Source organism: Thalassotalea hakodatensis (genome assembly GCF_030295995.1).
Classification (GTDB): Bacteria; Pseudomonadota; Gammaproteobacteria; order Enterobacterales; family Alteromonadaceae; genus Thalassotalea_C; species Thalassotalea_C hakodatensis.
The window spans coordinates 2,113,201-2,137,420 of record NZ_AP027365.1 but is presented as its reverse complement, the minus strand read 5'-3'; the positions used below and the strand labels follow the sequence as shown (position 1 = coordinate 2,137,420).

The 24,220-nt window shown below is 36.6% G+C and carries 25 protein-coding genes, 2 tRNA genes and 1 pseudogene; 10 read left to right on the top strand and 18 right to left on the bottom strand.

The genetic code is table 11. The features are described 5' to 3' along the window. Positions 1-30 precede the first annotated feature (30 nt). From QUE72_RS09285 to QUE72_RS09250, 8 genes are all read right to left on the bottom strand, one after another. Entirely contained in the window at positions 31-648 is a 618-nt protein-coding gene (locus QUE72_RS09285; RefSeq protein WP_286272929.1) for a MarC family protein, read from the bottom strand. Positions 649-1,010: 362 nt separating this feature from the next. Further along, a complete protein-coding gene (locus tag QUE72_RS09280; RefSeq protein WP_286272928.1) occupies positions 1,011-1,421 on the bottom strand; it encodes an LIC_13387 family protein in 411 nt (136 codons plus the stop codon). Between the two features lie 58 nt (positions 1,422-1,479). Beyond that, the gene (locus tag QUE72_RS09275) at positions 1,480-1,926 is read right to left on the bottom strand and encodes a hypothetical protein (protein WP_286272927.1); all 447 of its coding nucleotides are present in this window, start codon (positions 1,924-1,926) and stop codon (positions 1,480-1,482) included. Between the two features lie 194 nt (positions 1,927-2,120). Further along, the gene (locus tag QUE72_RS09270; RefSeq protein WP_074499535.1) at positions 2,121-2,342 is read right to left on the bottom strand and encodes a hypothetical protein; all 222 of its coding nucleotides are present in this window, start codon (positions 2,340-2,342) and stop codon (positions 2,121-2,123) included. A 212-nt stretch (positions 2,343-2,554) separates the two neighbouring features. After that, positions 2,555-3,007, bottom strand: coding sequence for a thiol-disulfide oxidoreductase DCC family protein (locus QUE72_RS09265; RefSeq protein WP_074499534.1), 453 nt, complete (start codon positions 3,005-3,007; stop codon positions 2,555-2,557). Between the two features lie 14 nt (positions 3,008-3,021). After that, the gene (locus QUE72_RS09260; protein WP_286272926.1) at positions 3,022-3,414 is read right to left on the bottom strand and encodes a DoxX-like family protein; all 393 of its coding nucleotides are present in this window, start codon (positions 3,412-3,414) and stop codon (positions 3,022-3,024) included. A 13-nt stretch (positions 3,415-3,427) separates the two neighbouring features. Continuing rightward, positions 3,428-3,925, bottom strand: coding sequence for a hypothetical protein (locus QUE72_RS09255; RefSeq protein ID WP_286272925.1), 498 nt, complete (start codon positions 3,923-3,925; stop codon positions 3,428-3,430). Between the two features lie 587 nt (positions 3,926-4,512). Further along, entirely contained in the window at positions 4,513-4,965 is a 453-nt protein-coding gene (locus tag QUE72_RS09250) for a hypothetical protein (RefSeq protein WP_286272924.1), read from the bottom strand. Between the two features lie 100 nt (positions 4,966-5,065). Between QUE72_RS09250 and QUE72_RS09245 the strand changes: the two genes are divergently transcribed. Beyond that, complete coding sequence (locus QUE72_RS09245; RefSeq protein ID WP_286272923.1) at positions 5,066-5,605, top strand: hypothetical protein; 540 nt, start codon at positions 5,066-5,068, stop codon at positions 5,603-5,605. A 322-nt stretch (positions 5,606-5,927) separates the two neighbouring features. Here the strand turns inward: QUE72_RS09245 and QUE72_RS09240 are convergent, their stop codons facing one another. The 7 genes from QUE72_RS09240 to QUE72_RS09210 all read right to left on the bottom strand — a co-directional run bounded on the left by QUE72_RS09240 (position 5,928) and on the right by QUE72_RS09210 (position 17,798). After that, on the bottom strand, positions 5,928-6,359 hold the full coding sequence (locus tag QUE72_RS09240; protein ID WP_286272922.1) for an endonuclease/exonuclease/phosphatase family protein: 432 nt from the start codon (positions 6,357-6,359) through the stop codon (positions 5,928-5,930). Positions 6,360-6,367: 8 nt separating this feature from the next. Next, on the bottom strand, positions 6,368-8,926 hold the full coding sequence (locus QUE72_RS09235) for a serine/threonine protein kinase (protein ID WP_286272921.1): 2,559 nt from the start codon (positions 8,924-8,926) through the stop codon (positions 6,368-6,370). Positions 8,927-8,977: 51 nt separating this feature from the next. Further along, positions 8,978-10,483, bottom strand: a complete 1,506-nt coding sequence (locus tag QUE72_RS09230; protein ID WP_286272920.1) for an Hsp70 family protein — start codon at positions 10,481-10,483, stop codon at positions 8,978-8,980. A 3-nt stretch (positions 10,484-10,486) separates the two neighbouring features. Beyond that, entirely contained in the window at positions 10,487-12,307 is a 1,821-nt protein-coding gene (locus QUE72_RS09225; RefSeq protein WP_286272919.1) for a hypothetical protein, read from the bottom strand. A gap of 66 nt (positions 12,308-12,373) precedes the next feature. Next, positions 12,374-15,016 (bottom strand): serine/threonine protein kinase, encoded by a 2,643-nt coding sequence (locus QUE72_RS09220; protein WP_286272918.1) that lies wholly within the window; start codon positions 15,014-15,016, stop codon positions 12,374-12,376. A gap of 50 nt (positions 15,017-15,066) precedes the next feature. Beyond that, the gene (locus QUE72_RS09215; protein ID WP_286272917.1) at positions 15,067-15,765 is read right to left on the bottom strand and encodes a PP2C family protein-serine/threonine phosphatase; all 699 of its coding nucleotides are present in this window, start codon (positions 15,763-15,765) and stop codon (positions 15,067-15,069) included. Between the two features lie 32 nt (positions 15,766-15,797). After that, complete coding sequence (locus QUE72_RS09210) at positions 15,798-17,798, bottom strand: serine-rich family protein (RefSeq protein WP_286272916.1); 2,001 nt, start codon at positions 17,796-17,798, stop codon at positions 15,798-15,800. A 340-nt stretch (positions 17,799-18,138) separates the two neighbouring features. Between QUE72_RS09210 and QUE72_RS09205 the strand changes: the two are divergent. The 3 genes and pseudogenes from QUE72_RS09205 (at position 18,139) to QUE72_RS09195 (ending at position 20,220) form a co-directional block, all read left to right on the top strand. Next, positions 18,139-19,289 (top strand): annotated as a pseudogene (locus tag QUE72_RS09205) (IS3 family transposase). A gap of 5 nt (positions 19,290-19,294) precedes the next feature. Then, entirely contained in the window at positions 19,295-19,861 is a 567-nt protein-coding gene (locus QUE72_RS09200; protein ID WP_286272915.1) for a recombinase family protein, read from the top strand. A 98-nt stretch (positions 19,862-19,959) separates the two neighbouring features. Beyond that, positions 19,960-20,220 carry a zinc ribbon domain-containing protein gene (locus QUE72_RS09195; protein WP_286272914.1) on the top strand — a complete coding sequence of 87 codons (261 nt, stop codon included), beginning with the start codon at positions 19,960-19,962 and terminating at the stop codon, positions 20,218-20,220. Positions 20,221-20,655: 435 nt separating this feature from the next. Here the strand turns inward: QUE72_RS09195 and QUE72_RS09190 are convergent. Both QUE72_RS09190 and QUE72_RS09185 read right to left on the bottom strand, forming a co-directional pair. Beyond that, positions 20,656-20,746, bottom strand: a tRNA-Ser gene (locus QUE72_RS09190). Positions 20,747-20,861: 115 nt separating this feature from the next. After that, a tRNA-Ser gene (locus QUE72_RS09185) sits at positions 20,862-20,952 on the bottom strand. 150 nt (positions 20,953-21,102) lie between these two features. Here QUE72_RS09185 and QUE72_RS09180 point away from each other — a divergent pair. From QUE72_RS09180 to QUE72_RS09155, 6 genes are all read left to right on the top strand, one after another. Beyond that, entirely contained in the window at positions 21,103-21,699 is a 597-nt protein-coding gene (locus QUE72_RS09180; protein ID WP_074500136.1) for a DNA-3-methyladenine glycosylase I, read from the top strand. A 132-nt stretch (positions 21,700-21,831) separates the two neighbouring features. Continuing rightward, complete coding sequence (locus QUE72_RS09175; RefSeq protein WP_074500133.1) at positions 21,832-22,500, top strand: Bax inhibitor-1/YccA family protein; 669 nt, start codon at positions 21,832-21,834, stop codon at positions 22,498-22,500. Between the two features lie 65 nt (positions 22,501-22,565). Continuing rightward, complete coding sequence (gene tusD, locus QUE72_RS09170) at positions 22,566-22,943, top strand: sulfurtransferase complex subunit TusD (RefSeq protein WP_286272913.1); 378 nt, start codon at positions 22,566-22,568, stop codon at positions 22,941-22,943. Beyond that, complete coding sequence (gene tusC / locus QUE72_RS09165) at positions 22,940-23,302, top strand: sulfurtransferase complex subunit TusC (protein ID WP_286272912.1); 363 nt, start codon at positions 22,940-22,942, stop codon at positions 23,300-23,302. The genes tusD and tusC overlap by 4 nt, the downstream gene beginning before the upstream one ends. Positions 23,303-23,306: 4 nt before the next feature. Then, positions 23,307-23,585 (top strand): hypothetical protein, encoded by a 279-nt coding sequence (locus tag QUE72_RS09160; protein ID WP_286272911.1) that lies wholly within the window; start codon positions 23,307-23,309, stop codon positions 23,583-23,585. A 2-nt stretch (positions 23,586-23,587) separates the two neighbouring features. Further along, on the top strand, positions 23,588-23,920 hold the full coding sequence (locus QUE72_RS09155) for a TusE/DsrC/DsvC family sulfur relay protein (protein WP_286272910.1): 333 nt from the start codon (positions 23,588-23,590) through the stop codon (positions 23,918-23,920). A gap of 17 nt (positions 23,921-23,937) precedes the next feature. On the opposite strand, the gene QUE72_RS09150 is transcribed toward QUE72_RS09155, so the two are convergent. Next, positions 23,938-24,135, bottom strand: a complete 198-nt coding sequence (locus tag QUE72_RS09150; protein WP_286272909.1) for a cytoplasmic protein — start codon at positions 24,133-24,135, stop codon at positions 23,938-23,940. Positions 24,136-24,220 lie beyond the last annotated feature (85 nt).

The following is a 24,220-nucleotide window of genomic DNA, read 5'->3' as shown; positions in this document are numbered from 1 at the left end:
TTGAGCAATATAGAAGAGCTAATAAATATATTATGTTGGAATGTTATTAACCCACTGCCCTATGCCAAGCGCTTCCATTATAAATTCGACAGATAATGCAGCCAAAATCATGCCCATTATACGTGTTAATAACGAAGCACCACCCGTACCTATAACTCTAATAATTGCGCCAGAAAACAATAGTAGAACTAAGGTAACGAGTAATACCGACAACATAGTTATCGCTGAAACTACTTGTTGTTCGATAGAATAAATTGAATTATCAGTAATTAAAATAACAGCAAGAATAGCCCCTGGCGACGCAGTAGCAGGTATGGCTAAAGGGAAAACCGATATATCATGTTTTGCATCTACTTCATCTTCGTGAGTATCACTTGCAAAAATCATTTGAAGCCCGAACAAAAATAAAATCACACCGCCGGCTAATTGAAAAGACAACAAACTAATTCCCATCGCACTCAAAATAACTTGGCCAACAACAATCGCTCCTATTAAAATGAGCGCAGCATATAATATGGTTTTATAGGCTGTTTTTCTTCGCTCTTTTGCGGTGAGTTTTGCAGTGAGCCCGGCAAAAAGTGCCATAGTACCGATAGGGTCAACGGTAGCCCAAATAATTAAGAAGTCGTGTAATACATTATCTAACATAATTACCTACCCAAAAAGAAAAACAAAAATTGAACGGAGAAAGTGACGTTATAAAAACATTAAAACCAATAGCAAACCGTTCGGTAACTTTAGTCGCCAACTTAGGAAAATGATAATAACTAACCCGAGCTCAGGTTAAATAAGATATATACAGTAGTTGCAAGCAAAACAACCGATAATACTTAACGCTTATATAAACAACTATTTTTTCAATGTTTACAAATACTTTACCATAAAACACATAAAAAATCTTGATGAATTAAATAAAGAAAATCAATGATATTTACCACTAGTTTAAGATCTAATCGATAGCAAAATGATAATGATTTATGCTCTTCTACTTAATGAATTAACGTAGCTCACTAAATATTAACGACATAAGCACTGATAAAGCAAAATGTTGCAATAAGAAAACCTAAAAATGGCACTTTAAACCAATATTTTTTTGCTAATAATAAGTAAGCACCACTTACAAGGATAGGGAGACACATCAACCAAAGACTAGATTTCAAAAGTGACATATGTAAACAAATTAATGGTAAATAAATTAATGCAAACGTGATCAAGCCTACACTATGGCTTGCATTAAAACCTACCCACGCTTGCCAAAGAGTTGTTTCTTTTGTTATGACCGGCGAAGTACCTTTCATGGCTTCTGTTACTTCCGGTGCAAACGCATTAAATTTATTAGAATAAAAGGTATAAATAAGGTGCACGCTGCCTAATAAACCAAATATAGCAGCACCTATGATTAATAATATTTGAGAAAGCATGTCATCATTCCTTTTGTAAAATCTAAAGTATTATTTATCAATTTCAGGCTTAAAATTATCAATTGTGCTTTGAAAGCTGTTTCCATTGCTGGAAAGTGCCAATAAAGAATACTCCACCAATGAATAAACAAATAGATGAACTAACAAACCAAAACGTTTGGCTATTTTCAGGAAACACAGGCATTAGAAAAACAAAAGCACCTGCACGCAGTAAAAAAATGCTACTGATAATAATGAGCGCACACCTTAGAAACGGTAAAGGCTTTATCGCACCAGCGCCTGATAATCCATATAACGCCCAAAGACTCAACACAACAACAATAACAGAGGTAACTATTGTAGGATACCAGTGCCCCTGTTCAGCCATTAGAGCCATTTGCTCTCCTGCACCTAACATTCGATACCATTCGCTACCGAAAACAATACAGCCAATGTGCGCCAGAGCAGCCAATATACAGCAAGTTGCTGCTATCAAGAGTAATTTATTGCTGGCTTGATTCGTCATTGGTTATTCCTTTAAAAATTAGAATATTTAGGCTAGCAAAAATTATACGGTTATTACATGTTTAAAACGTTAGAAGGTGTAACAATCAGCAAGAATAAGATGTAGGGTTTAGTAGAAGATAAAAGAATTGTTGTGTTCAATAGCTCAGTCAAGCATTTCACCAGTATAAATTTACTGGTGAAACACATATAACGTTAGTCGCCTTGAAGGTCATTGGTATAATACGCTGCGTATGCCAGCGTGCTCAAAGAAAAGTACAAAGCAGCAAGTACAAATAACACTTTAAATAACAAAAGACCTGCTGACATAACAAAATTTACCGCGAGTACGGTAAACAACACTGCCCCTACGGCAGAAAATAACGCTCGAAATAAATTTTCATTTTCAATTAACAAATCGTTATTCGCATTTCCCATCTTCACTTCCCCTTCTAACTTGTTACAATTTTTCATTATTATTATGTAATAGGCTTTTTAGATGCCCAGATTATTATTTAAACATTTATTTAATATTTTTCAAGCGTAATGTTTGTTTTTTCAACAAAAATCATTTGTATAATGTGAATACTCCGAGTATTTAAACGTTTCAGGGCGGTAAAATAATACACTTCGCGTTACGGTTTTTATACCTAGCGTGAAGAATGCTCTTTAGCGCTCAAAAACCGATGATCACTTTCTGAGTTTGGTAGCTGGCATGTATCATATTGACCGAATAACGCATATCGATTAAGTGCTATACGATCATAAAGCCAATTTCTTATTCTTTTAGGAATAATTTTACCTACAGACAATATTCGCCACGGAAACCCAAGTTTGTTTATAACATGAAAAAATGCATCACTTTTATCGAAATAATGATTATCTTCAACATACAACATTGTATCAAAGTGAGCAGTTGCAAGATTGAAATGCGCTAGTATTTGCTGTCCTTCAGGTGATTGTACGCTGCATAATTTAAAATGCTGCTGTTTATCGTACTTGATAATAAATTGACACCAAGCATTACATAACTTGCAAACACCATCGAATAAAATCACACGATCATCGGCACCAATATTAGGAGGATATTTTTCAGCGTTCAAACTTTCTCCGTTATCTACTCATTGTTAAACTCGTCTTTTAACGCGTTAAGTATAATAAAACTAAAACCGATTAGAGCAATATTGGTGGTAACTGGATTAAATGCTTCAATAAGCAGTTGAGGCTGAAATATCGCAACAAAGATTAATAAGCCAGAAAGCCCAAGAATGTTTAATAACACTATATACTTATTACGGTAGTAAACAAAAAATACCATGCCAAAAATAACTTCGCTCACACCCGCTAATTTTGTCACTAAATAAGAAAGTTCATTTGACAGACCAATGCTTGCAGTCATGACTTTCTCTAAAGGGGATATATGCACAAGTTTTGGGAATATTCCATGATATAACCAACTAAACGTAATGATGAATCTTGCAATTTGTATTGATGTCAAAGCTAACCTCATTGTTTTAACAGAGTTAATTGGCTTTTAACCGCCAATGTATCCCATAATAAATGGCTGCGCCGATCAGTCCACTATACAGGCAAATCTTATGTAATATAGGCACTGACATTAAATCTAAAAAGGGGTTCGCGAGAATAATAGGAAAAAATGGCTCGACATCAATATGCATTATACTATCAAGTAAAACATGGCTAAAGCTGCCAATAAAAGCACTGAGGAATACAACCCACCAGACAATTGATATAGGATTTTCGTGTTTAGAGATCCTTAATATTTTTAAACCAAATTCAGATAGGTACTTTCCTGTTAGGGCAGAAAATATCGCAATCAATACCGCGCCAACATAAGTATGAGTGAAACCGTGTAAATGCCCTTCGCCGGTAATCATCACTATTAACGGTTGAATATCCATCACAATTTGAGTCCAACCAAAAACCATCAAACTAAAACTACTTTGTAAAATAGCTTTAATGAAAATTCCTGGCCCCATATGTATCGGTGTAAAAGGCATTATGAATACCTATTGTTGCGAAAAATTGAGGTTATTTTTTAATCATCATTGATATAAGCTTCCTTGGCTTTAATCGCAATATAACATGAGAAAGCCTAATGGTTAACAAAGTCAAAATTAATGATTATCGGTTATCTATTAAAAAGCGACTTTACTTGATAAAAAACAGACCTTTTTATAAGGTGACCGCATTAATCATTAAAGCATTGTGATAACGTGTTAAACGCTAGAAAGCAAAAAACCCGCTAAGCTTTCGCTCAACGGGTTTCTATATATGGCGGGAGGAATGGGACGAGTATGGGCACTGGTTTTATTCAATAAAATTGCCATTGGAATAAAAATTTAAACCTCAATATAAACTGTTGTAGTGCAACAGACTAATTGGTCTGTTGCAAAAACTTAAGAGTACTTCAGTCTTTGTCTTCTAGTCATTCCAGTATCGATGGTGGGGACTTTTTGTGGTCTTCTGGTTTTGGCGAGGTTTTTTACCAAGAACGGCTGGGAAATGTCGATGTAGCCCTTCAAGTTCAGGGGCGTTCATTTAACAAGACTTAAAATTTTAAATGTAACTAAACTATTGTTCTGCTTTACTTTAAAGAGTCCTTGTGACAACTATAGTACTTTTTTAACAACTCTAATTCTGTGTTATGAACTCCTTGAGTGCTTGAATACCATTTGTCTATTGCATCTAATTTGGCCTTAGCATTAGCTCTTAAAGTAATTTCATACTTCATTGCCCAGCAAGTTTTTAAATGGTTAGCTCCTTTGACCTTATGATCTAAATAGGGAATACCAAAGTAGCTAAGAAGAACTCTAGATTCACTTTCTTTATATAGCAATTGTTCTTGTTGATATGTATCTAACTTACTAATTTCTTTCGCTAATGTGTTTTCAAAATTGCTTTCATTTTGAACAAACTCATATGGATCACATACTTTGATCAATTTATCAAACGCTAGTTTTGACTTATGCAATGAGTTTGACTGAGCATCAAAGGCGACAGTAACTGCACACAGTACCAAAGCTAATCTTCCATACATATTGTTTTCAACTTACTATAATTAAAATTTTTAGCCTAATATATGTTATATGTTCTTTCGACTACTCACTACGAATTCGAATCATATAAAGGATTAACCAATGAATAAAAGTGTTTTTAGCGGCGTTGTTTTTTCTCTGCTTTTATCTTTATCTAGTTTTGCATCAAGCAGCCCAACAAGCACACATTGTAAAGCAGATGAAATAAAGCTTAGAATTATTCCAACTCGTTGGAGATTAGGACACCACGTTGAGCACTATAATAGTAGCAGTGAATTTGATGGATGGGTCACTTATGAATTTCAACTTAATGAAAATTATAGGCCAACAGCCATAGAGTTGGTTGACAGGTCTGAACTTGGGAAACATTTTGAATATATTTCAGAGAGAAATTTAAAAAAAGTACGATTTATTGATGAATGCAAAATCAATCAAAATATAGATAAGTACCTTGAAGATATATTTGACGGATGGTTCACGGGACATGGGCCAGATTATAGAAAAAATATGGAGCATCTAATTGGCAAAAAATACGAAATCACTTTTAATTATAAATATGACGTAACATTTGGCGATTTATCGGCTAGCGAGACAAGAAAATATTATGCGGACAACCTTTTTAAAATAAAAGTTATTGATTAAGCTGTATTTCGCTTGAGATGGGCCAGTGATCGGAGTGATTAGTTTTATGCGTTTGAAAGCCAGTGGTTCGACAACTTGGGCACTTTAAAAATATGCGATCCAAACGTTTACTGGATTCGAACGGAAATTTGGTTTCTTTGGCTAGTCCATTATTTTCAACATCGTAGGTTACTTCATTGGCTTGCTTACCTAAATCAATAAAGTCACTCAGTAAAAGTTCTTCATCATCGCCATCGGCAAAATTAAAGTCTCCTGCAATAATGACATTTGAAGCAAGCCCATCAAACGCTTTTATTTGTTTTAGCTGCTCCTTGCGAACACCTCAGTCCAAAATGCCGCTTTCCAAATGTACGTTGACTATAGAAAGATCATAGTCTTTAAACGTTATATATGGCGCTGAACGCCCCATATTCGTTTTCAGTTTAATATCACCAGCGGCAATAATTGGCAATGAAGTTAAAATAATATTGGTGTAACCACCTTGTTTATTTCCATGTTTGATAAAATACTTATTAAATCGAGGCTCTCTCGAAAGTAAACTTAAAAATGTAGGCGTGCATTCCTGAAGCAAAACAACATCATCACTTTGTTTTGCAATATAATTTAATATTGTTGGATAGCGTTCAGCACCTGTTTCATCATCAAAATAAACATTATAACTAAATATTTTTATTGGTTCAGGTTCTCCCCCATTTGCAAAACCAACAAACAAAAGTATTACTGAAAAAGCAATTTTAAGAAAATTCTTCACCATATCTAGTGTTACTTACCTTTAATACTCAGAGGAATTGTAGTATTTTTCAAAAATGTAGAATTATAACCAATCAAGTTAAAGCCTGCCGAGTGAGAAAAACCAAGACTTTTAATTGGTAGCCAACGTACTATTTCTATATCCGCTCCCAAAGCAGGGCACTTCATCAAGTAATCAACATATCTATTATAATACTTGGAATCATCTCCACCATTTTTGCAGTTTAGAACCTTTCCATCATTAAATGAAACTGCATAATTATCATCAAACTCTAAAATTAACTCGAATCGCAATAGCATTTCGTGGAAATACTTATCACGGTAGCTCTCAGAGTGTTTAACTTGTCCTTCTGAGGTTAGCAGCAATTCATAAACGGCATAATTTTCTTCTTTATTATAATCTTTGTATTTTACATCCAAGCCAAAATCATACCTAATATTTATGTATACATAATCTCCATCTCTGTAGTAATTGTGCAACCCTCTATCATAATATTGAGCCTCTCTTTTGAAGGTTAACCATGCACTATATGAATGCTGCCAATTCTTCAATTTAGAAACCGTTTCATCAAGTTTGCTTCGCCTATCAGATGCTACCTTACTCACTGACTCGCTATAATTCCCTTGAGGAAACCATTTTAAATATACTTGAAAGGCATCATCAGAATATAATTCTTTTACTCTATCAGCAGCCATATCATCAGCTATGTCAGTATAGCTACCACCTCCTTTTGCATATTGACCGTAAGCTGAAATAGTGTTTTTCTCTTTAGCGATAGCAAGGGCCAAACCATCAGGTATATGACAGTAATCATATTGATTTCTTTTAGCGTAAACCTCACAGTTCTTATAAATATCGATCAAATTTTCTATATTTTTATCTAAATAGCCTTTTTTTATATCAACCCAGTTGTCGCTAAAGGCTTTAAATTCACTTAAAAAATCCAATGCGCGTTTAAAATTTAACTTACTGGCTTGTCTGTCGGATAATCGAAATGCTTCCATTACATCTTCGATAAAATTAGATAAATCACTAATAACTTTTTTATTATTGTCATTAAAAGTTATGACGTCATTCTTGAAGGCATTAAGCTTTGCTTTATTTAACGCATAGTCGTGAATATCATCAGATACCGATGATATTTTTGTAAACGCAATTTTAGCTGAGTTGTATTCTTGAATCGCTTGTTTAAACTTCCCTGCTTTTAACAAAGCATCAGCAGTCGATTTTTGTTTTTGCCCTTCAATAAACTGGTCACTTGATGTGGACAGGTCCGCGAAAAGTTCATAAGCATTATTTGACGCTTCTGCTTCGACATTTGCTTGATTAAGCGAACTCGTTAATGATTCTTTTTCTTCCCCCTTCGCGGTGCGAAGGTAGGACTCTATGCGGTTTACTTCAGCCTTGGTTTCTTGTTTCTTTTCTTTAAGTTGTTTTTCTGATCGTTCTATTGCTTTACCTAATGTTTCAAGCTCTGCACTCAAAGCTATCGCTTCTTGCTCAATAGCAGGGTCTGGAAAAAAAGTTTCTTTAATTGAATCAATAAAGCTTGTTTCATCTGAGCCGCTAGAGGTATTCGCTGTGTTTGATGATGAAAAGTCTAAGTCTATCGAATTACCTGAGCCAAAAAAGAATGCTGAAAATGTAATCACAGTAATTCCTGCGCCCATTAGCCATTTAGTTGACAAACCACCAGACACACGGCCTTTACCTGCTAGTGCTTTACCAAAGCTTGCTACATCAGTAAATCGTTCATCCGCACTTGGCTCCATACCTTTCATAATGACGTTTGACAGCTTTTTAGGAATATCTTTTTTAAGTTCGTGAGGTTTTTTAACTGCGCCTGTTGGTAGCTCACCAATAAGAAGTTCATAACAAAGCACTGCTAAGGCATATTGGTCAGCTCTTGCATCAACCTTACCTTTAGCTTTTAATTGCTCTGGTGCCATGTAATAGGCCGTACCCAATGACATGCCTACTTTAGATGCGCGACTGAATGATTGTGCTTGGGCGATACCAAAGTCCATCAGTTTGATGGAGCCATCATCACAAATGAAGATATTCTCTGGTTTGATGTCGCGATGCACCATGCTCTGATGGGCATATTCCAAAGCTTTAACTACATCTTGGATAATACCGATAGCTTCTTCTTGGTCCATGCCTCGATGTTGGGCATCCATGTATTCTCGAAGGTTTTGCCCTTCAAGTAGCTCCATTGTTAAAAATGTTAAGTCGCCTGTGACTACAATATCAAACACATTAACAATATTAGGGTGAGATAATTCTGATGAGATTTGAGCTTCTTGGGTAAAACGCTCTTTCGCTGCTTCATTGGAAAATAAATCAGGAAGTAATACTTTAATGGCAATATCTTTATCGCGGTTCCTATCAAAGGCTTTAAATACCGCTCCCATGCCACCTGCACCAATACGTTCTTTGACTTCGTAACGTTCTGCTAACAAGGTTCCTGACTCAATGACTAGTCCTTCACCCGGTGCCTGACCATCAGGAGCTGGTGTATAGCTCGGTTTGGCCTGCGGCAGGTCATTGAGAAAATCGTTCTTGTCCATGTTAAAAGTCCTGCTATTACTGTACTGGTATTAAATAATATTAATTAAAAACTAAACATAATGTTTAGCATATTCTACAAGCTGCTTTTGCTCTTCAATCCATTCAGCATTTTCCATTTCTTTCGATAGGATTTTTTGCAACTCCTGTCCGCTACCCTCATCAGTAGCGGTAGCATGAACTATACCTTCGGTATCACAGTTCAAGGTTAATTTAATAGGCAAATTTTTCTTAGGGTTTAAAAATGGCCCAAATTTAAAGTAACCCAAGCTACTCGGCTGAATTTCATTATTACCTTTTTGGAGTATTTCAAAAACCAGATACTGTTGATCATTTCGCTGAGTAAAAAAAGTGCGTTCAACTTTTGCTGGCAATGGTGTATTTTGCGCTATCAGCTCTTCCATATCAGCTTCACCAGTTGTTTTATTGATGACACTTATACCAATAGCTTTACTTGTAGCGCCATATTGAAAGTTTGTATCAGCCACACCACCACCAATTTGCTCAGCGATAATAGCCGCTCCAAATGCTACCGCTTGATGAGGCTGGTTTTGAATTATTGTGCTAGCGTCTTTACCCGATACAGCGAGTATCTTTTCCTTAGCTAGTGCCAGCATACTGCTACCACCAACAAACAGAACCTCATCGATACTGCTCCAGTTCATTTTGGCAGCCGCTAAACACGACTCACAAACTACCAGTGTTTTATCGATAATTGGTTGTAATAGTTCTTCAAATTGACTTCTTGTGAGCAGAAACTCGAAGGCTCTACCTTGCAAAACAATTGATTTTTTTACTTGTCTAATGGTTGGCCGTGAAAAGCCTACTTTTATTTTTTCAGCCAGCTTTTGCACTTTCACTTGTGATTCTTGATCTTGGCTTATGTCTAAACCAAATTCTACTTTGAACTCAGAAAATACCAAGTTTTGGATCAATTCATCAATATCGTTACCACCTAAACTATTGCTACCATCCGAAGCAATAACTTTTGAGTTACCCGCGTTGACTTCCAATATAGAAGCGTCAAAGGTGCCACCACCAAAGTCATAAGTTAACACAGTAGATTTGGGAATATTGTTTACGCAGCCATAGAAAGTTGCCGCAGCCACTGGCTCTTCTACCAAAGACACTTTAAGTAGCCCTGCCATTTGAGCAGCTAACTTGGTTGCCTTTCGTTGTTCGGCATTGAAGTTGGCTGGTACGGTAATAACCACATGTTTAATACTTTCCGTTAAGTACATTTGGCAATCTGCTAGTACCTTCGAAATGACTACTGCCGATACTGATTCAGGCTTCCACGCCTTACCATCTATAGCTTGAAACAATTTATCACTGGCTAAATCGAGTTTGGCATTTCGCCATAGGTTTGAGGTTGTGTCTTCCTCACATAACTCATTAGCAGTATCTCCAACATGAACTCCGCTGTCATCAATCAACATGACTGATGGCGTTCTAAAGGCATTAGCGTCATATCTATCTGGCACTAGTGCAGGAATACCTTTTTCATTCATATAGGCGCATAAGGTAAATGTGGTGCCTAAATCAATTCCTATATTCATAAATTATTTCTTTAAAGGCATTAGCTGACGCCGAGTATCAGCCTCTTCTTTTTTAACCTCTTGGTAAATTGATTCAAGCTTGCGGCTGAGAGTTACCGATTCATCTAGTTTTTTATTGATGTTTCGCAGCAATGCTTCTGCTTTGTCTCGCACTGCTTTTTGCTGATTACTTTCTTGCTCAGATTTATTTTTAGTGGCATCAATAATTGATTGCAGAATGTGTTTTTTAAGCTTATCAAATTCAGTTTTAATCCACTGTGCACAATCTCTTTCAGCTTCTGAGATACATTGGCTCGCACTTCGTTTAATCGATTCTTTAGCGCGATCAATCTCTTTTTCTTCCGTTTCTTTATCTTCAGCTCGCCATGAACGGTAAGTAAATACAACTGAAAAGATAAAAGTTAAAAACAATGCCAAACCAATCAATTTATTTGATCGTAAGTTGGATAAACCAAACATAGTACCGCCAAGCGACACTACCATTAATAAACTAAAAACTGCTCGTCTACCTTCAGATAAACGTTTTAAAAAGCCTCTTTTCTTTAGCTCGCCAGAATAATCAGATTCAAATTCAAAAATGTATTGAGCAGTGTGCCAAAACTCACTTTCTTTTGGGTAGCTAAGCTCAAGGTTTGAGGCATTTACATCAGTTTTTGCAAGCTCTTCTTTAACTGATTTAAGTATTGATTCACCCAAGCTTTGATAAAGTTTTAAGCTTTGCTTTAATTGCTTTTCAAAGGCTCTATGCAACAAACCTTGTACATTTTCAATTAGCGACTCTTGAATAGTTAGTTTAAAGCCATTGTGTTTTTTCTCTCTCGCCAAATCAAATAAGGTAAATTTATCGACAACGGTGGAATTGAAACTATCAATAATATTTTTTTGTCTACTTTGTAATTTAAGCTCTTGTTCAAGCTTTGTTTGTGCTTGACTAAACTCATTGTTTACCAATGTATTTAATTTACTTTGCAAATCTGAGTTGGTAGAAAACCCACCACCAGAAATTGCAGTTAACTTTTGCTCTTCACGCTTTTTTTGTTTGGTTAACTTTTCAGTAGATGCGGAAGATTCGCCCCTAACAGCCTCTATAATCGAAGATAATTTTTTAGTTAATCTAATATTGTTAGCTACGTTTATTGGTTGTTGAATTGCTTTAATTTGAGATGGTTCAAACTTATCTAGTTTGATTACGTCAACATAAGGCAAAAACGCTAAATTAGAGCTAGCTTCGCCTTTATCATTAGCGCCTGAAGATAAAATAAAAGCACAATCAATATCACAAAATAACTCTTTAAGCGCTGATTGTTTATTAAGTAAACCCTTTGAAATGAAAACAGAGTTATTGTTCTTTAGGTTGCGAAGTAATGATGCATCAGAAAATAGGTTTTCTTTATCAAGGTTGCAAAACGTTATTGAATCAAACTTAGCACTGAAGTTAGATGGCAAGTTCAATCGGTAACTAACAATATCATCGTGCGGTTGTGTGTTGATAAAGTATTCTTTTAGTGCTTCTAAACTATTAAAGGCAGATGGTTCATCATGATCTTTAGTTAATGATATCGAGCTATCGCTAAAGTCAATTTTTGTAACATTCTTGCTTACTATCGAAGCTAAAACCTGAAAAACCTCATCACTCAATAACGTACTATAAAAACCTTTTTCCAATTCAAAGTCGCTAGAAATACAGATAACTGAAGTATTCTGTTCTTCAATTTGAGAAATAAGTGACAAAACCTCATCAGATATAGGTTGATGAGCTTGTCCTTTTTCGTATTCGAAGGTTTCTTGTCTAAATGCTAAAGCAACACCTTGTAATTGACTCAATTAAACTATCTCTCTATTTGATATTAGTACTAGACTCACAATAACCAAATGATTATTTGCTTTTTACTACTGCTTTTGGTGTTTTTCAATATCATAATGAATAACACCGTTTCTGAGGTTTAAATCATAATATTTATAAGATTGTCCCACTCTATCATCGGATGAACTAAATCGATAATTCGAATGTGAATAGTCATTGGTTTTAATAATAAACCTAACTGAAGATAGATCTATAAATCCATATTTCAATGAATCGTTTGTAAGTGTAAATTCACCTTCAAAATCTTTTTTTCGCCAAGCATATTTTGTATTCAAACTTTCGTCAAAATAGCACTGCTGGTATTCGGCATAGCTAGAATCCCAAGCTTTGTATAGCCATTTTTTGCTAAAATATTGAGAAATGATTTTAAATGTTATTTTATTGCCTTCGACGTTAATAGTCTTAGGAGAAATAACAAATACACGAGAACGGTATAATTCGAATCCACAATTACTGCGACGTTTAATCTCCCCAGCTTCTCTATAATACCCTCTAGTTGTTCCGTCGTTTTGTCTATTTCCGTATATACGTTTTTCGAACCTGTAAACTCCAGAAAGCTGATTGGCTAGACGATTTAAACTGGCACTAGTTTGAGCGTTTTTAGCTTCTAGTTCTGCTTTTTCTTTGTCTTTTCGAGCCTGTTCAGCTCGTTTGCTTTTTTCAATTTCTTTATCTCGTTTTTCAAACTGCTCATCCACCCAGTTAATAAACATTCCTTGAGGAAACCACTCTTTATAAACAGTCAACGCATCATAAGTTTTGAGAGAGTCCATACGTTTTCCACTCAACTCATCTGCTTGATCAGTATGCGCACCATTACTCTGTGCATATTGCCCGTATGCTGAAATACTGTTTTTTTCTTTCGCTATGGCAAAAGCTAAATCATCTGCGACACTGCATTCATCAAAGCTTTCATCACCAGACTCACTCGCTAAATCGCATTCGCTATAGATCTGAACTAACGATTCAACATTTTTAAGTACATATTGTTCTTTAATATCAGGGAATGTTTGCTGCAACAACTCAAAAACCAGTAATTTTTTTGATGCTTGTTCAAACCTTAACTTAGCAGCATCGCTATCAGCATTCCTCATTGCCGACATCACATTTTCAATAAAGTCCTTAATGTTTTTAATTGGTTTATTATTTGAAGTATTAAAAGATATGACGTCATTCTTGAAGGCATTAAGCTTTGCTTTATTTAACGCATAGTCGTGAATATCATCAGATACCGATGATATTTTTGTAAACGCAATTTTAGCTGAGTTGTATTCTTGAATCGCTTGTTTAAACTTCCCTGCTTTTAACAAAGCATCAGCAGTCGATTTTTGTTTTTGCCCTTCAATAAACTGGTCACTTGATGTGGACAGGTCCGCGAAAAGTTCATAAGCATTATTTGACGCTTCTGCTTCGACATTTGCTTGATTAAGCGAACTCGTTAATGATTCTTTTTCTTCCCCCTTCGCGGTGCGAAGGTAGGACTCTATGCGGTTTACTTCAGCCTTGGTTTCTTGTTTCTTTTCTTTAAGTTGTTTTTCTGATCGTTCTATTGCTTTACCTAATGTTTCAAGCTCTGCACTCAAAGCTATCGCTTCTTGCTCAATAGCAGGGTCTGGAAAAAAAGTTTCTTTAATTGAATCAATAAAGCTTGTTTCATCTGAGCCGCTAGAGGTATTCGCTGTGTTTGATGATGAAAAGTCTAAGTCTATCGAATTACCTGAGCCAAAAAAGAATGCTGAAAATGTAATCACAGTAATTCCTGCGCCCATTAGCCATTTAGTTGACAAACCACCAGACACACGGCCTTTACCTGCTAGTGCTTTACCAAAGCTTGCTACATCAGTAAATCGTTCATCCGCACTTGGCTCCATACCTTTCATAATGACGTTTGACAGCTTTTTAGGAATATCTTTTTTAAGTTCGTGAGGTTTTTTAACTGCGCCTGTTGGTAGCTCACCAATAAGAAGTTCATAACAAAGCACTGCTAAGGCATATTGGTCAGCTCTTGCATCAACCTTACCTTTAGCTTTTAATTGCTCTGGTGCCATGTAATAGGCCGTACCCAATGACATGCCTACTTTAGATGCGCGACTGAATGATTGTGCTTGGGCGATACCAAAGTCCATCAGTTTGATGGAGCCATCATCACAAATGAAGATATTCTCTGGTTTGATGTCGCGATGCACCATGCTCTGATGGGCATATTCCAAAGCTTTAACTACATCTTGGATAATACCGATAGCTTCTTCTTGGTCCATGCCTCGATGTTGGGCATCCATGTATTCTCGAAGGTTTTGCCCTTCAAGTAGCTCCATTGTTAAAAATGTTAAGTCGCCTGTGACTACAATATCAAACACATTAACAATATTAGGGTGAGATAATTCTGATGAGATTTGAGCTTCTTGGGTAAAACGCTCTTTCGCTGCTTCATTGGAAAATAAATCAGGAAGTAATACTTTAATGGCAATATCTTTATCGCGGTTCCTATCAAAGGCTTTAAATACCGCTCCCATGCCACCTGCACCAATACGTTCTTTGACTTCGTAACGTTCTGCTAACAAGGTTCCTGACTCAATGACTAGTCCTTTACCCGGTGCCTGACCATCAGGAGCTGGTGTATAGCTCGGTTTGGCCTGCGGCAGGTCATTGAGAAAATCGTTCTTGTCCATGTTAAAAGTCCTGTTACTTTTTTTTTAATTTTACTAACTTTGATTGTTATCTATAAATATTTACCGGGCACATCGAAAATAATGATAGTGACGTTATCTGGTGCACCGTTTCCTAATGCCGCATTTAGCAATAGCTCACCCGCTTTAGTAACCGATTTATTTTTTATAAGCTGCAATATTATTTCATCTTGTACAGCATCAGTTAAACCGTCAGAACAGAACAAAAATCGTTTTTTAGTTTTAAATGATACCTTCCCTTGACATGGTTTAAAAAATTTATCATTAGCGCTTAAACAAGATGTTAAGTGTGAAGAAATATTGCTCGTCTTAGCTTCTTCTTTTGTCAGTACTTTTCGATCAACGAAATCTTGCGCTATCGTATGATCTTTCGTTAACTGCACGAGTTTACAGCCTTTTAGCATATATAACCTAGAGTCACCTGACCATGAATACTCTATATACCCTCGTTTAAACCTCGCTATAACGGCTGTTGTTGCCATACCCTCATACTTCGGTTCAACTGCCTGCGTTTCTGTAATAGTTTGTTGAATTTTAGTTAGCAGTTCAACTAAAGGTTCTGTTTGTCCAGATTGGCTGACAACATCAACCGCGATTTTACTAGCTACCTCTCCAAATTTGGCGCCACCAACACCATCAAAAACCGCTGCAACGTTTTCTTCGTTGTAATAGAAAGCATCTTGATTGTTTGTTCGTACCAGCCCCTTGTGTGTAAGTCCAAATCCCTTCATAAGTGCTTATGTCACTATCTTTATTACAATGGTTAAGCAATGTTATTTATTTGCTTAGAAAGTAAATCGGAAGACTCATTTGAGCGTCTTTCAATATCACGAGTAAAATCTTTCGCCATCATTGACTGTTGTTCTATATCTCGCCTTGTATCCATAGCTGATGCTAATTCATCTTTAATCTGGTTGCGCATTGTTTCAGCTTCTTGACGAGCTGCTTGAGCTGCTTTTAATTCTGCTAACGCTTGTTGAAGAACACCTTGAATTTGAATAAGCGTACTATTGGCTTCTTCTTTAATCTGAGTGGACTCAACCAGTTGTCCATTTATATCGTTTACTAAGTCGGTAGCTGTAGACTGTAGATTCTTGGTTTCTTCGGCTGCAATTTCACTTGCTTGTGAAGCAGCTAACGCTGAACTCATTGCACCTTCACTAACTTCTTTATTGGCGTGAGTTTGCTGAGCTTCAGTTCTGGCCTCATTTGCAGATTGTGTTGCTAGGTTTTTTTCGTTTTCTGTTAAATTAGCTTGTTGATTGGCATGTGCACTATGGCGTTCAGCTTCTGATGCATTCGATCTTGATACATGCTCGGATTCTTCTGCATTTGCTCTGTGGCCTTCAGCATCACCAGATTTATTAGCCGTGTCCTCTGCTGATTTGGCAGAATCCAGACTTGCATCTTTTGATAATGAAGAATGATTTATCGAATCACTGCTGGCATCTCTACTTGTTTGTGAAAAGCTAACCGTACTATCTTTTGCTTCTTGAGCAAAACCTGAGTAACTATCAGCGGATCGAGCTGAATCAGATGCTATGTTTGAACTATCTTCACTTTGCCTAGAATGACCTTCAGAAAATTCGCTGTAAATCTTTGCTTCAGTGGAAAATGACTGCGCGTCATGACTGCTAGTTTTAGCATCGGAATTAAAATACTCTGCATCCATAGAAGAGGCTCGTGCTTCTTCTGAAAATTGATGAGCTTTTTGACTTTGCTCGACAGTTTGTTCACTTGCGGATTGCGCATTTTGGCTGTGTTCAGATGCTTGATTACTTGATGACTGAGCATTTTGAGAATAACTATCAGTAGCTTGAGATGCGTTGGCGGCATGACTTTCATGTTGTTGGCTAGTACTTAAGGCTTGCTCAGAAGCGTCAGTCGCCACTTTAGCTCTCGATTCACTTTGTTCTATCGATTGAGTACTTTCTGAAGCAGCGTTATTTATATTATTGATGTTGTTTGCACTTTCTTGAGAACGCTGAGATGCACTTTCAGAATCATTGGCGCTTGAACGCGTTTGAGCACTATAAGCGGAGCTTTCATCATACATTCCTCTTACGCCATTTAAGGAAGCTTGTGATTCATTTAAAGCTTGTTCTACCTGAACGTTTTTCGCTAAAATTTCTTGACGAATATTTTCAACATCACCACTTTGTTCAGCCATGTGGCTTCTATATGCATCACTGGGGGTTTGGTCTTGCTGCTTTTGTAACACAGCTCTATATGCTTCTTCACCTTGGCTGTATGCATCTAGCCTTTCGATAGACATTAAAGTTGCGCCCATTTCAGCGGCATCAGCTTCTCCTGATTCAACTTTCTCGATATAGCGCCCGTGGTGAACATTAGTTTCAGCCATACGCTCAGCATAAACTTTACTTTCTGCTGGATTAAGACCTGAATTTGAATTGATAATTTTTTGCTCTAATTCTGAAGTACTTAGCTGCTTAGCCTGCACAACATCACTTAACCATGTGTTATTTTGCTCAGCTTCTGTTGGTTGGTAGTCTTTTGGAAGGTAGCTTGCTCCGTACTTATCTTCATATGCGTCTAACCGTGTGTTTTGATCATGAGCAGGATCTGTTTTATCGTTTTCAATGCGCTGCTGTTCAGCTTCTATTGATTCACGCATTTCCTCAGCTTTTCTTTCAATGGCTCTCAATTTTATGTCATAGACAATAGGGTCATCCCACTGCAAACCTTCAGCATTGAGTTTTCTAGTTTCTTCTTCTACGAACTGCTCTGGCGATAAGTTAGACATCGATCTAATCCGCAATCTGACTTAAAGGATAAAATGTTAGCATCATTTGTATGATTTTCAAACTTACTTAACTATTAAACATGCTTGTAAATAATAATTCATTGACTTCAAATGATCGTTTTGCACTATACTATACAGCACCTCAACGATTAATTACTCACCATCCATGACACTAATAATGTACCAATCTTTTACCGTTGTGTTCATTACAATTTAGTGTCCTATTGCACATTATCCTTCCACGGTATTGCTCACTTTTCTAATAAGCAATCTTAGTGATCTGCTTTAATTAAACAGGACACTTTAATAATGGAATATAATCCAATTATTGAGGTGTTAAATGACAAAACGAACAAACAGAAGTTATACGACAGAATTTAAACAAGAAGCTGTCGCATTAGTAACCGAGCAAGGTTACAGCGTACCAAAGGCGGCTGCGTCTTTAGGTATTACAGATAAGTTACTTTATAACTGGAAAGCCAAGTTTGAATCTGAGCAATCAGGTGCCAGTTTAAACGCGGATGAACGAGCCGAGCTGCTAAAGCTACGCAAGGAAAATAAAGAGCTAAGGATGGAAAAAGAGATATTAAAAAAGGCCAACGCCCTCCTGCTAAAGGAAACCAAGTAACATTCAAAACAATTAAGCAGTTATCTTCGGTGTTTCCCGTGGTTAAGCTCTGCAAAGTAATGAAAGTAAGCCGAAGTGCTTATTACGCTTGGCTTAAACGACCAGCAAAAATTATTACCGCTGAGCAACTGAACTTATATCGAAAGGCCAAGTATTTCTTCGAGAAAAGCAGAAATAGCTTAGGTTATCGAGAGCTTAGAAAGAAATTACGCAGTGAGGGTTTTAACGTCAGTGATTATGACGTACAGAAATTAATGGCAACACTTGGTTTAGTTGTTACCCAACGAGTTACCTACAAGGTCACAACTAAACGCAAACATAGCGATGCGGTTGCTGATAACTTACTGAACCAAAACTTTAATCCTGTTGCACCTAATCAAGTATGGGCTGGTGATGTGACTTACTTAAGAACAGGCGAAGGCTGGATGTACTTAGCCATTGTCATGGACTTATATTCTCGTCGTATTGTAGGCTGGCACATTGATAAACGTATGACGACTGATTTAGTGAACAAGGCAATGATGAAAGCGTATAACTTACGTCAGCCACCAGAAGGCTTAGTATTTCACAGCGATAGAGGCTCACAATATACCAGTAAGCATTATCGTAAACTGTTAGCCAACTACGGAATTAGAGCGAGCATTGGCGATGTAGGTGCGTGTTAGGATAATGCAGTGGTTGAGAGGTTCTTCGGCAGCTTAAAACATGATTGGTTGCTGAAAGTACCGCAGCCAACTCGTGGGCATATGAGAAATGATGTAATGGCGTATATGCGTTATTACAACTTAGAACGACTTCATACAGCTAATGGTGATCTGTCGCCAGTAGAGTATGAACAAAGTTCCTTAAGAAAAGTGTCCTGATTTAGTTGCGCAGAACATTTTATGATGCGTCTAGATTTAGCCGTAAAGAAGCTATTAGATATAAAGCTGAAGATATTCTAGAAAAAAATGGGGTTGCAATATATTCATACTTAGATTGTATACCTGAAGATGTAGATGATGCTTTTATCATGAGAGGAATAAATGGCTTATTTGCTGAAAGCTTCAGTAGAAAAAATAGCAAAAAATCGGCTATTAAGTTAAATAGTATAGCAGAACAAGGATACTCTACTGGTGCTATCCCGCCATTTGGATATCAAACAATTGAAGCTCCCAATCTAGATGGGTGTAAAAAGCGTAAAGTGTATGCATTACATCCAGCAAATGCTGAAATTGTTGAAAAGATTTTTACACTAGCACTCAAAGGTGAATCAGGCTGTTCATATGGTGTAAAAAAAATTGCAGCGTATCTTAATAACAAAAACTTACTGAAAAACGGTAGCCGATGGACACCCAATTTAGTACATACAATTTTAACTAATACTACGTATTATGGAGAAAGACAGTACGGGAAAAAAGACTTAGAAAGGATTTACACACTGGCGTTGTTATAATCCCTGTTCCAGCGATAGTAAAAAAAGAAGATTTTGAAGAAATTCAAAAAATATTGAAAAGTAGAGCACCAAATAAATCGCAACCTTCAAACAAAGCAGTGAAATCCCCAAAGTTACTAACGAGCTTAATTAAGTGTGAACAATGCGGCTGTAATATGGTAATAAACACTGGTAAAGGTGGCCGTTATGATTATTACAAGTGTAGAGATAAAATTAAGCACTCAATTCACGTATGTAATACTCCAAATTTACCAAGGGAAAAAATAGAAAAAGCAGTACTTGATTCTCTCAAGAAAAAAATATTCACTAATGAATTTATTGAAGGTAATTACGAAGAACTAAAGTCATTATTAGCCTAAGAAAGAAAACGAAACTCTATAGAAAAAGCAAATTTACAACGTAAATGGAATCAAGTCGATAATCAAATTTCTACCGTTATAAGTAATTTAGCTGACAACAAATTATCTATATCAGGTGTAATACAAAGACATTTAAAAATTTATGAGGATAAATTAAGCTCAATCGAAGCCTCAATAAATACATTAGATAAAAAAACTGCTTTACCTATAATGCGTTTTGGGAAAGATCACATAGGACGATTCGTTGAATCATGTGACAAAATTTTATTAGGAAATAACATTGAAGCTACTAAAGCCCTACTTCTGGCTCTGGTTAAAGATATTAAAGTATATGAGGATAAGGTTGAAGTCAGAGGTGGTTATTTGCCGTTATTAGCTAACTTTGCAAACAACAAGGGTGGGCCCCCCGAAGGAGTGCCCAGTCTCATATCAATATGGCGGTGAGATAGGGATTTGAACCCTAGAAGGGCTACAAACCCTTGCCGGTTTTCAAGACCGGTGCTTTCGACCACTCAGCCATCTCACCAAATATTCGCTTTTATAAAAGCGGTGCGAATAGTAATAATTCGCTCGTCTGTTGTAAAGCATTTTTACATGTTTTTTTAAAGTAAAAAGCCTCGATTTCGCGAGGCTTTTATATATGGCGGTGAGATAGGGATTTGAACCCTAGAAGGGCTACAAACCCTTGCCGGTTTTCAAGACCGGTGCTTTCGACCACTCAGCCATCTCACCTGAAAAACATGTCTTGCTTAAAGACGGGGCGAATATTAAAGTGTCCCTACCCGCTTGTAAAGGGTTAATTTCACTAAGGTTGCTTGTTTGCTAAAAATTTAATCATTTTGCATAGCATTCAACCACAATACACAATTGAAGATAATAATAATGTCTGAAACACAACCACAATGTCGATGCCCTTGGCTCGATGAAACCAAACCTGATTACGTTGAATATCATGATAAAGAATGGGGTGTGCCTGTTTATGATGACGTTAAGTTATTTGAATACCTAACACTTGAGTCAGCGCAAGCAGGGCTTAGTTGGTACACTATTTTAAAACGCAGAGAGGGTTATCGAAAAGCATTTCACAATTTTGATGTGGTGCTTGTCGCTAAAATGAGCGAAGACGATGTTGATCGATTGGTGCAAGATACAAGCATTATTCGACACAGAAAAAAAATCGAAGCGACTATTAATAATGCTCAACGATTTATTGAGATTCAAGGCGAGTTTGGTAGCTTTAGTCAATATCAATGGCAATTTGTCAATCATAAAACCATTGTTAACTGCCCTATTACATTACAAGATTATGCCGCAACAACAGCAGAGTCTGATGCTTTTAGTAAAGATTTAAAAAAACGAGGGTTTAAATTTGTTGGTTCAACAATATGTTATGCTCATATGCAGGCATGCGGCATGATTAACGACCACAGTGTGAACTGTTATCGAAAGCAACAAATAATAGATAGCTTTGATCAGTAAAAAAGCGATAGCAATTTATAATTCGTATGTCATAATATGTCACAAGGTGTTAATAAGAAGATATTTAACTTGAACTTCTTAAATTTGGCCTTATCTTAAAATTACAATGTAAAAGTTCTTAGAGGAATATATATGAGACCTGATATGAGTTTTCAAACGGCGAGCAGAAGCTCTGCGATTGAAATCAACAAAGTGTTGAAGAACACCTACTTGTTATTGTCAATGACCTTAGCTTTTAGTGCCGTTACTGCCGGTGTTTCTATGGCCATGGGCTTGTCTCATATGGCTGGCTTAGTCATGACATTAGTTGCATTCGGTTTACTGTTTGTTGTTAATAAACAAGCTGACAAAGCAAGCGGTATCTTTTGGATATTTGCTTTTACAGGTTTAATGGGTGCCTCTTTAGGCCCTATCCTTAACTACTACCTGTCAATGGCAAATGGCGGTAGCATGATAATGCAAGCACTTGGTGGTACAGCCCTTATCTTCTTTGCTTTGTCTGGTTATGCATTAACAAGTAAGAAAGACTTCTCATTCATGGGCGGCTTCTTAATGGTTGGCCTACTTGTTGTTATTGTTGCAGCTATTGCAAATATCTTCTTTGCAATTCCTGCATTGTCATTAGCATTAAGTGCAGCCATTATTATGATAATGTCTGGTTTGATTTTATTTGATACCAGTAGAATTATTCACGGTGGCGAAACTAACTATATTCGTGCAACCGTAGGTTTATACCTTAATATATACAATATTTTCACTAGCCTATTACATTTATTAGGTGCATTTGGCGGCGACGATTAAATTTGTCTGAAAATTTGTTTATAATAAAAAGCCTCATTTAACGAGGCTTTTTTTATGAGGTTAATGTGAAAAAAATTGCGGTTATAATTACTACTCCACCAACAAGTCATTTAACTAAAACTGCATTGCAGTTTGTCAAAGATGCTGAAGAACAGTATAACGTGATAGGTGTATTTTTTTATCAATCTGGAGTGCTTAATGCTGCTCGCAATATCGACATTGCCAGTGATGAAGTTAATATAGCCGTTAGCTGGAGTACATTTGCTCAAGAAAGTAAAATTCCCATGCATTTATGTAGTACCGCCGCTGAGCGTTTTGGTTTAACCTGTTACCTTCAAAATGGCCAACCTGCAAAAGATACCCTACAAGATGGCTTCCAACCTTCTGGGCTCGGTGAATTAGTTTCGTTAATGAATAACGCTGATAAAGTAGTGCAATTATGACAAATAAAACATTAGCAATCCTTAACCAAACTGCACCATTTAGCCACTCTTCGGCAAAAGATTCGTTAGATATTGCATTGATTATGGGAAGTTATGAACAACCTACTTGTTTATATTTTCATGGAGATGGTGTTTGGCAGTTAGTTGATGGCACTCAACCCGAGATACTTGGCATTAAGAATTTTTTAAAAACGTTTGAGGCGTTTTCTTTTTACGATATCGAACACATTTATGTCTGCAAACAAAGTTTAGTACAGCGTGGATTAAAAGCGGTAAAAAGCTTAGCGGGTATAACACTATTAGATGAAGCAGAGTTTGCCGCGTCTTTAAAACAACACCACTTTATTTTGAATTTTTAATCTTATGTCGACATTACATTTAATTAGAGGATCTGCGTTAAATAACAATTTTGATCATTATCAATCACTCGTTAGTGTAGATGATGACGTTATTTTAATGGATGATGGCTGTTACAACGTTAATATCCTATGGTTAGTCACTCTTCCTACCAAGCGTATTTTCGTGGTGACAGAGCACATGCAAGCAAGAGGATTAACCGCACCAGAAGGCGTGATGGAAATAACCGCTAAACAACTACCAAAACAACTATTTAAGCATACAAACAATATTACCTGGAATTAGCAATGACAATTGAATTCAACGGCAAAGCAATTGATTTAGATAAACAAGGGTATTTATTAAATGTGCATGATTGGAATGAGAATATCGCGAGTCAATTAGCAATAAAAGATGGTGTTACTTTGTCTGAAAACCATTGGGAAGTCATACGTTTTGTACGTGAGTTTTACCTAACATACAACACATCACCAGCAATTCGTGCATTAACCAAAGCAATGAAGATTGAGTTTGGTGAAGAGAAAGCAAATAGTCGATATCTGTATCGGTTATTCCCGGATGGGCCAGCAAAACAAGCAACAAAGTATGCAGGCTTACCTAAACCTGCACGCTGTATTTAACGTAGAACGTTTATCATTTAAGCTTTAACATTGATATTATGGCCGCTATTTCCTACTGGTGTTTGCGTGTTGATGACGCTCGATTCAATTAATTTTAACGCCATTTGTCCTTCTAACGCTTGTTGATCATTTGCTTTCTTAGCCACAATAACGCCACCGCCTTTAGTGGTATTTTGTTGAACAGCATCAACCGTGTTTGAAATTGTTATTGACATAAAACCTCTCTTCTAACGACTACGTTTACTAACCATTTCTTTATCGACTGTAACTCAATTTTCTTGATTAAAAAAGGCGCAATTA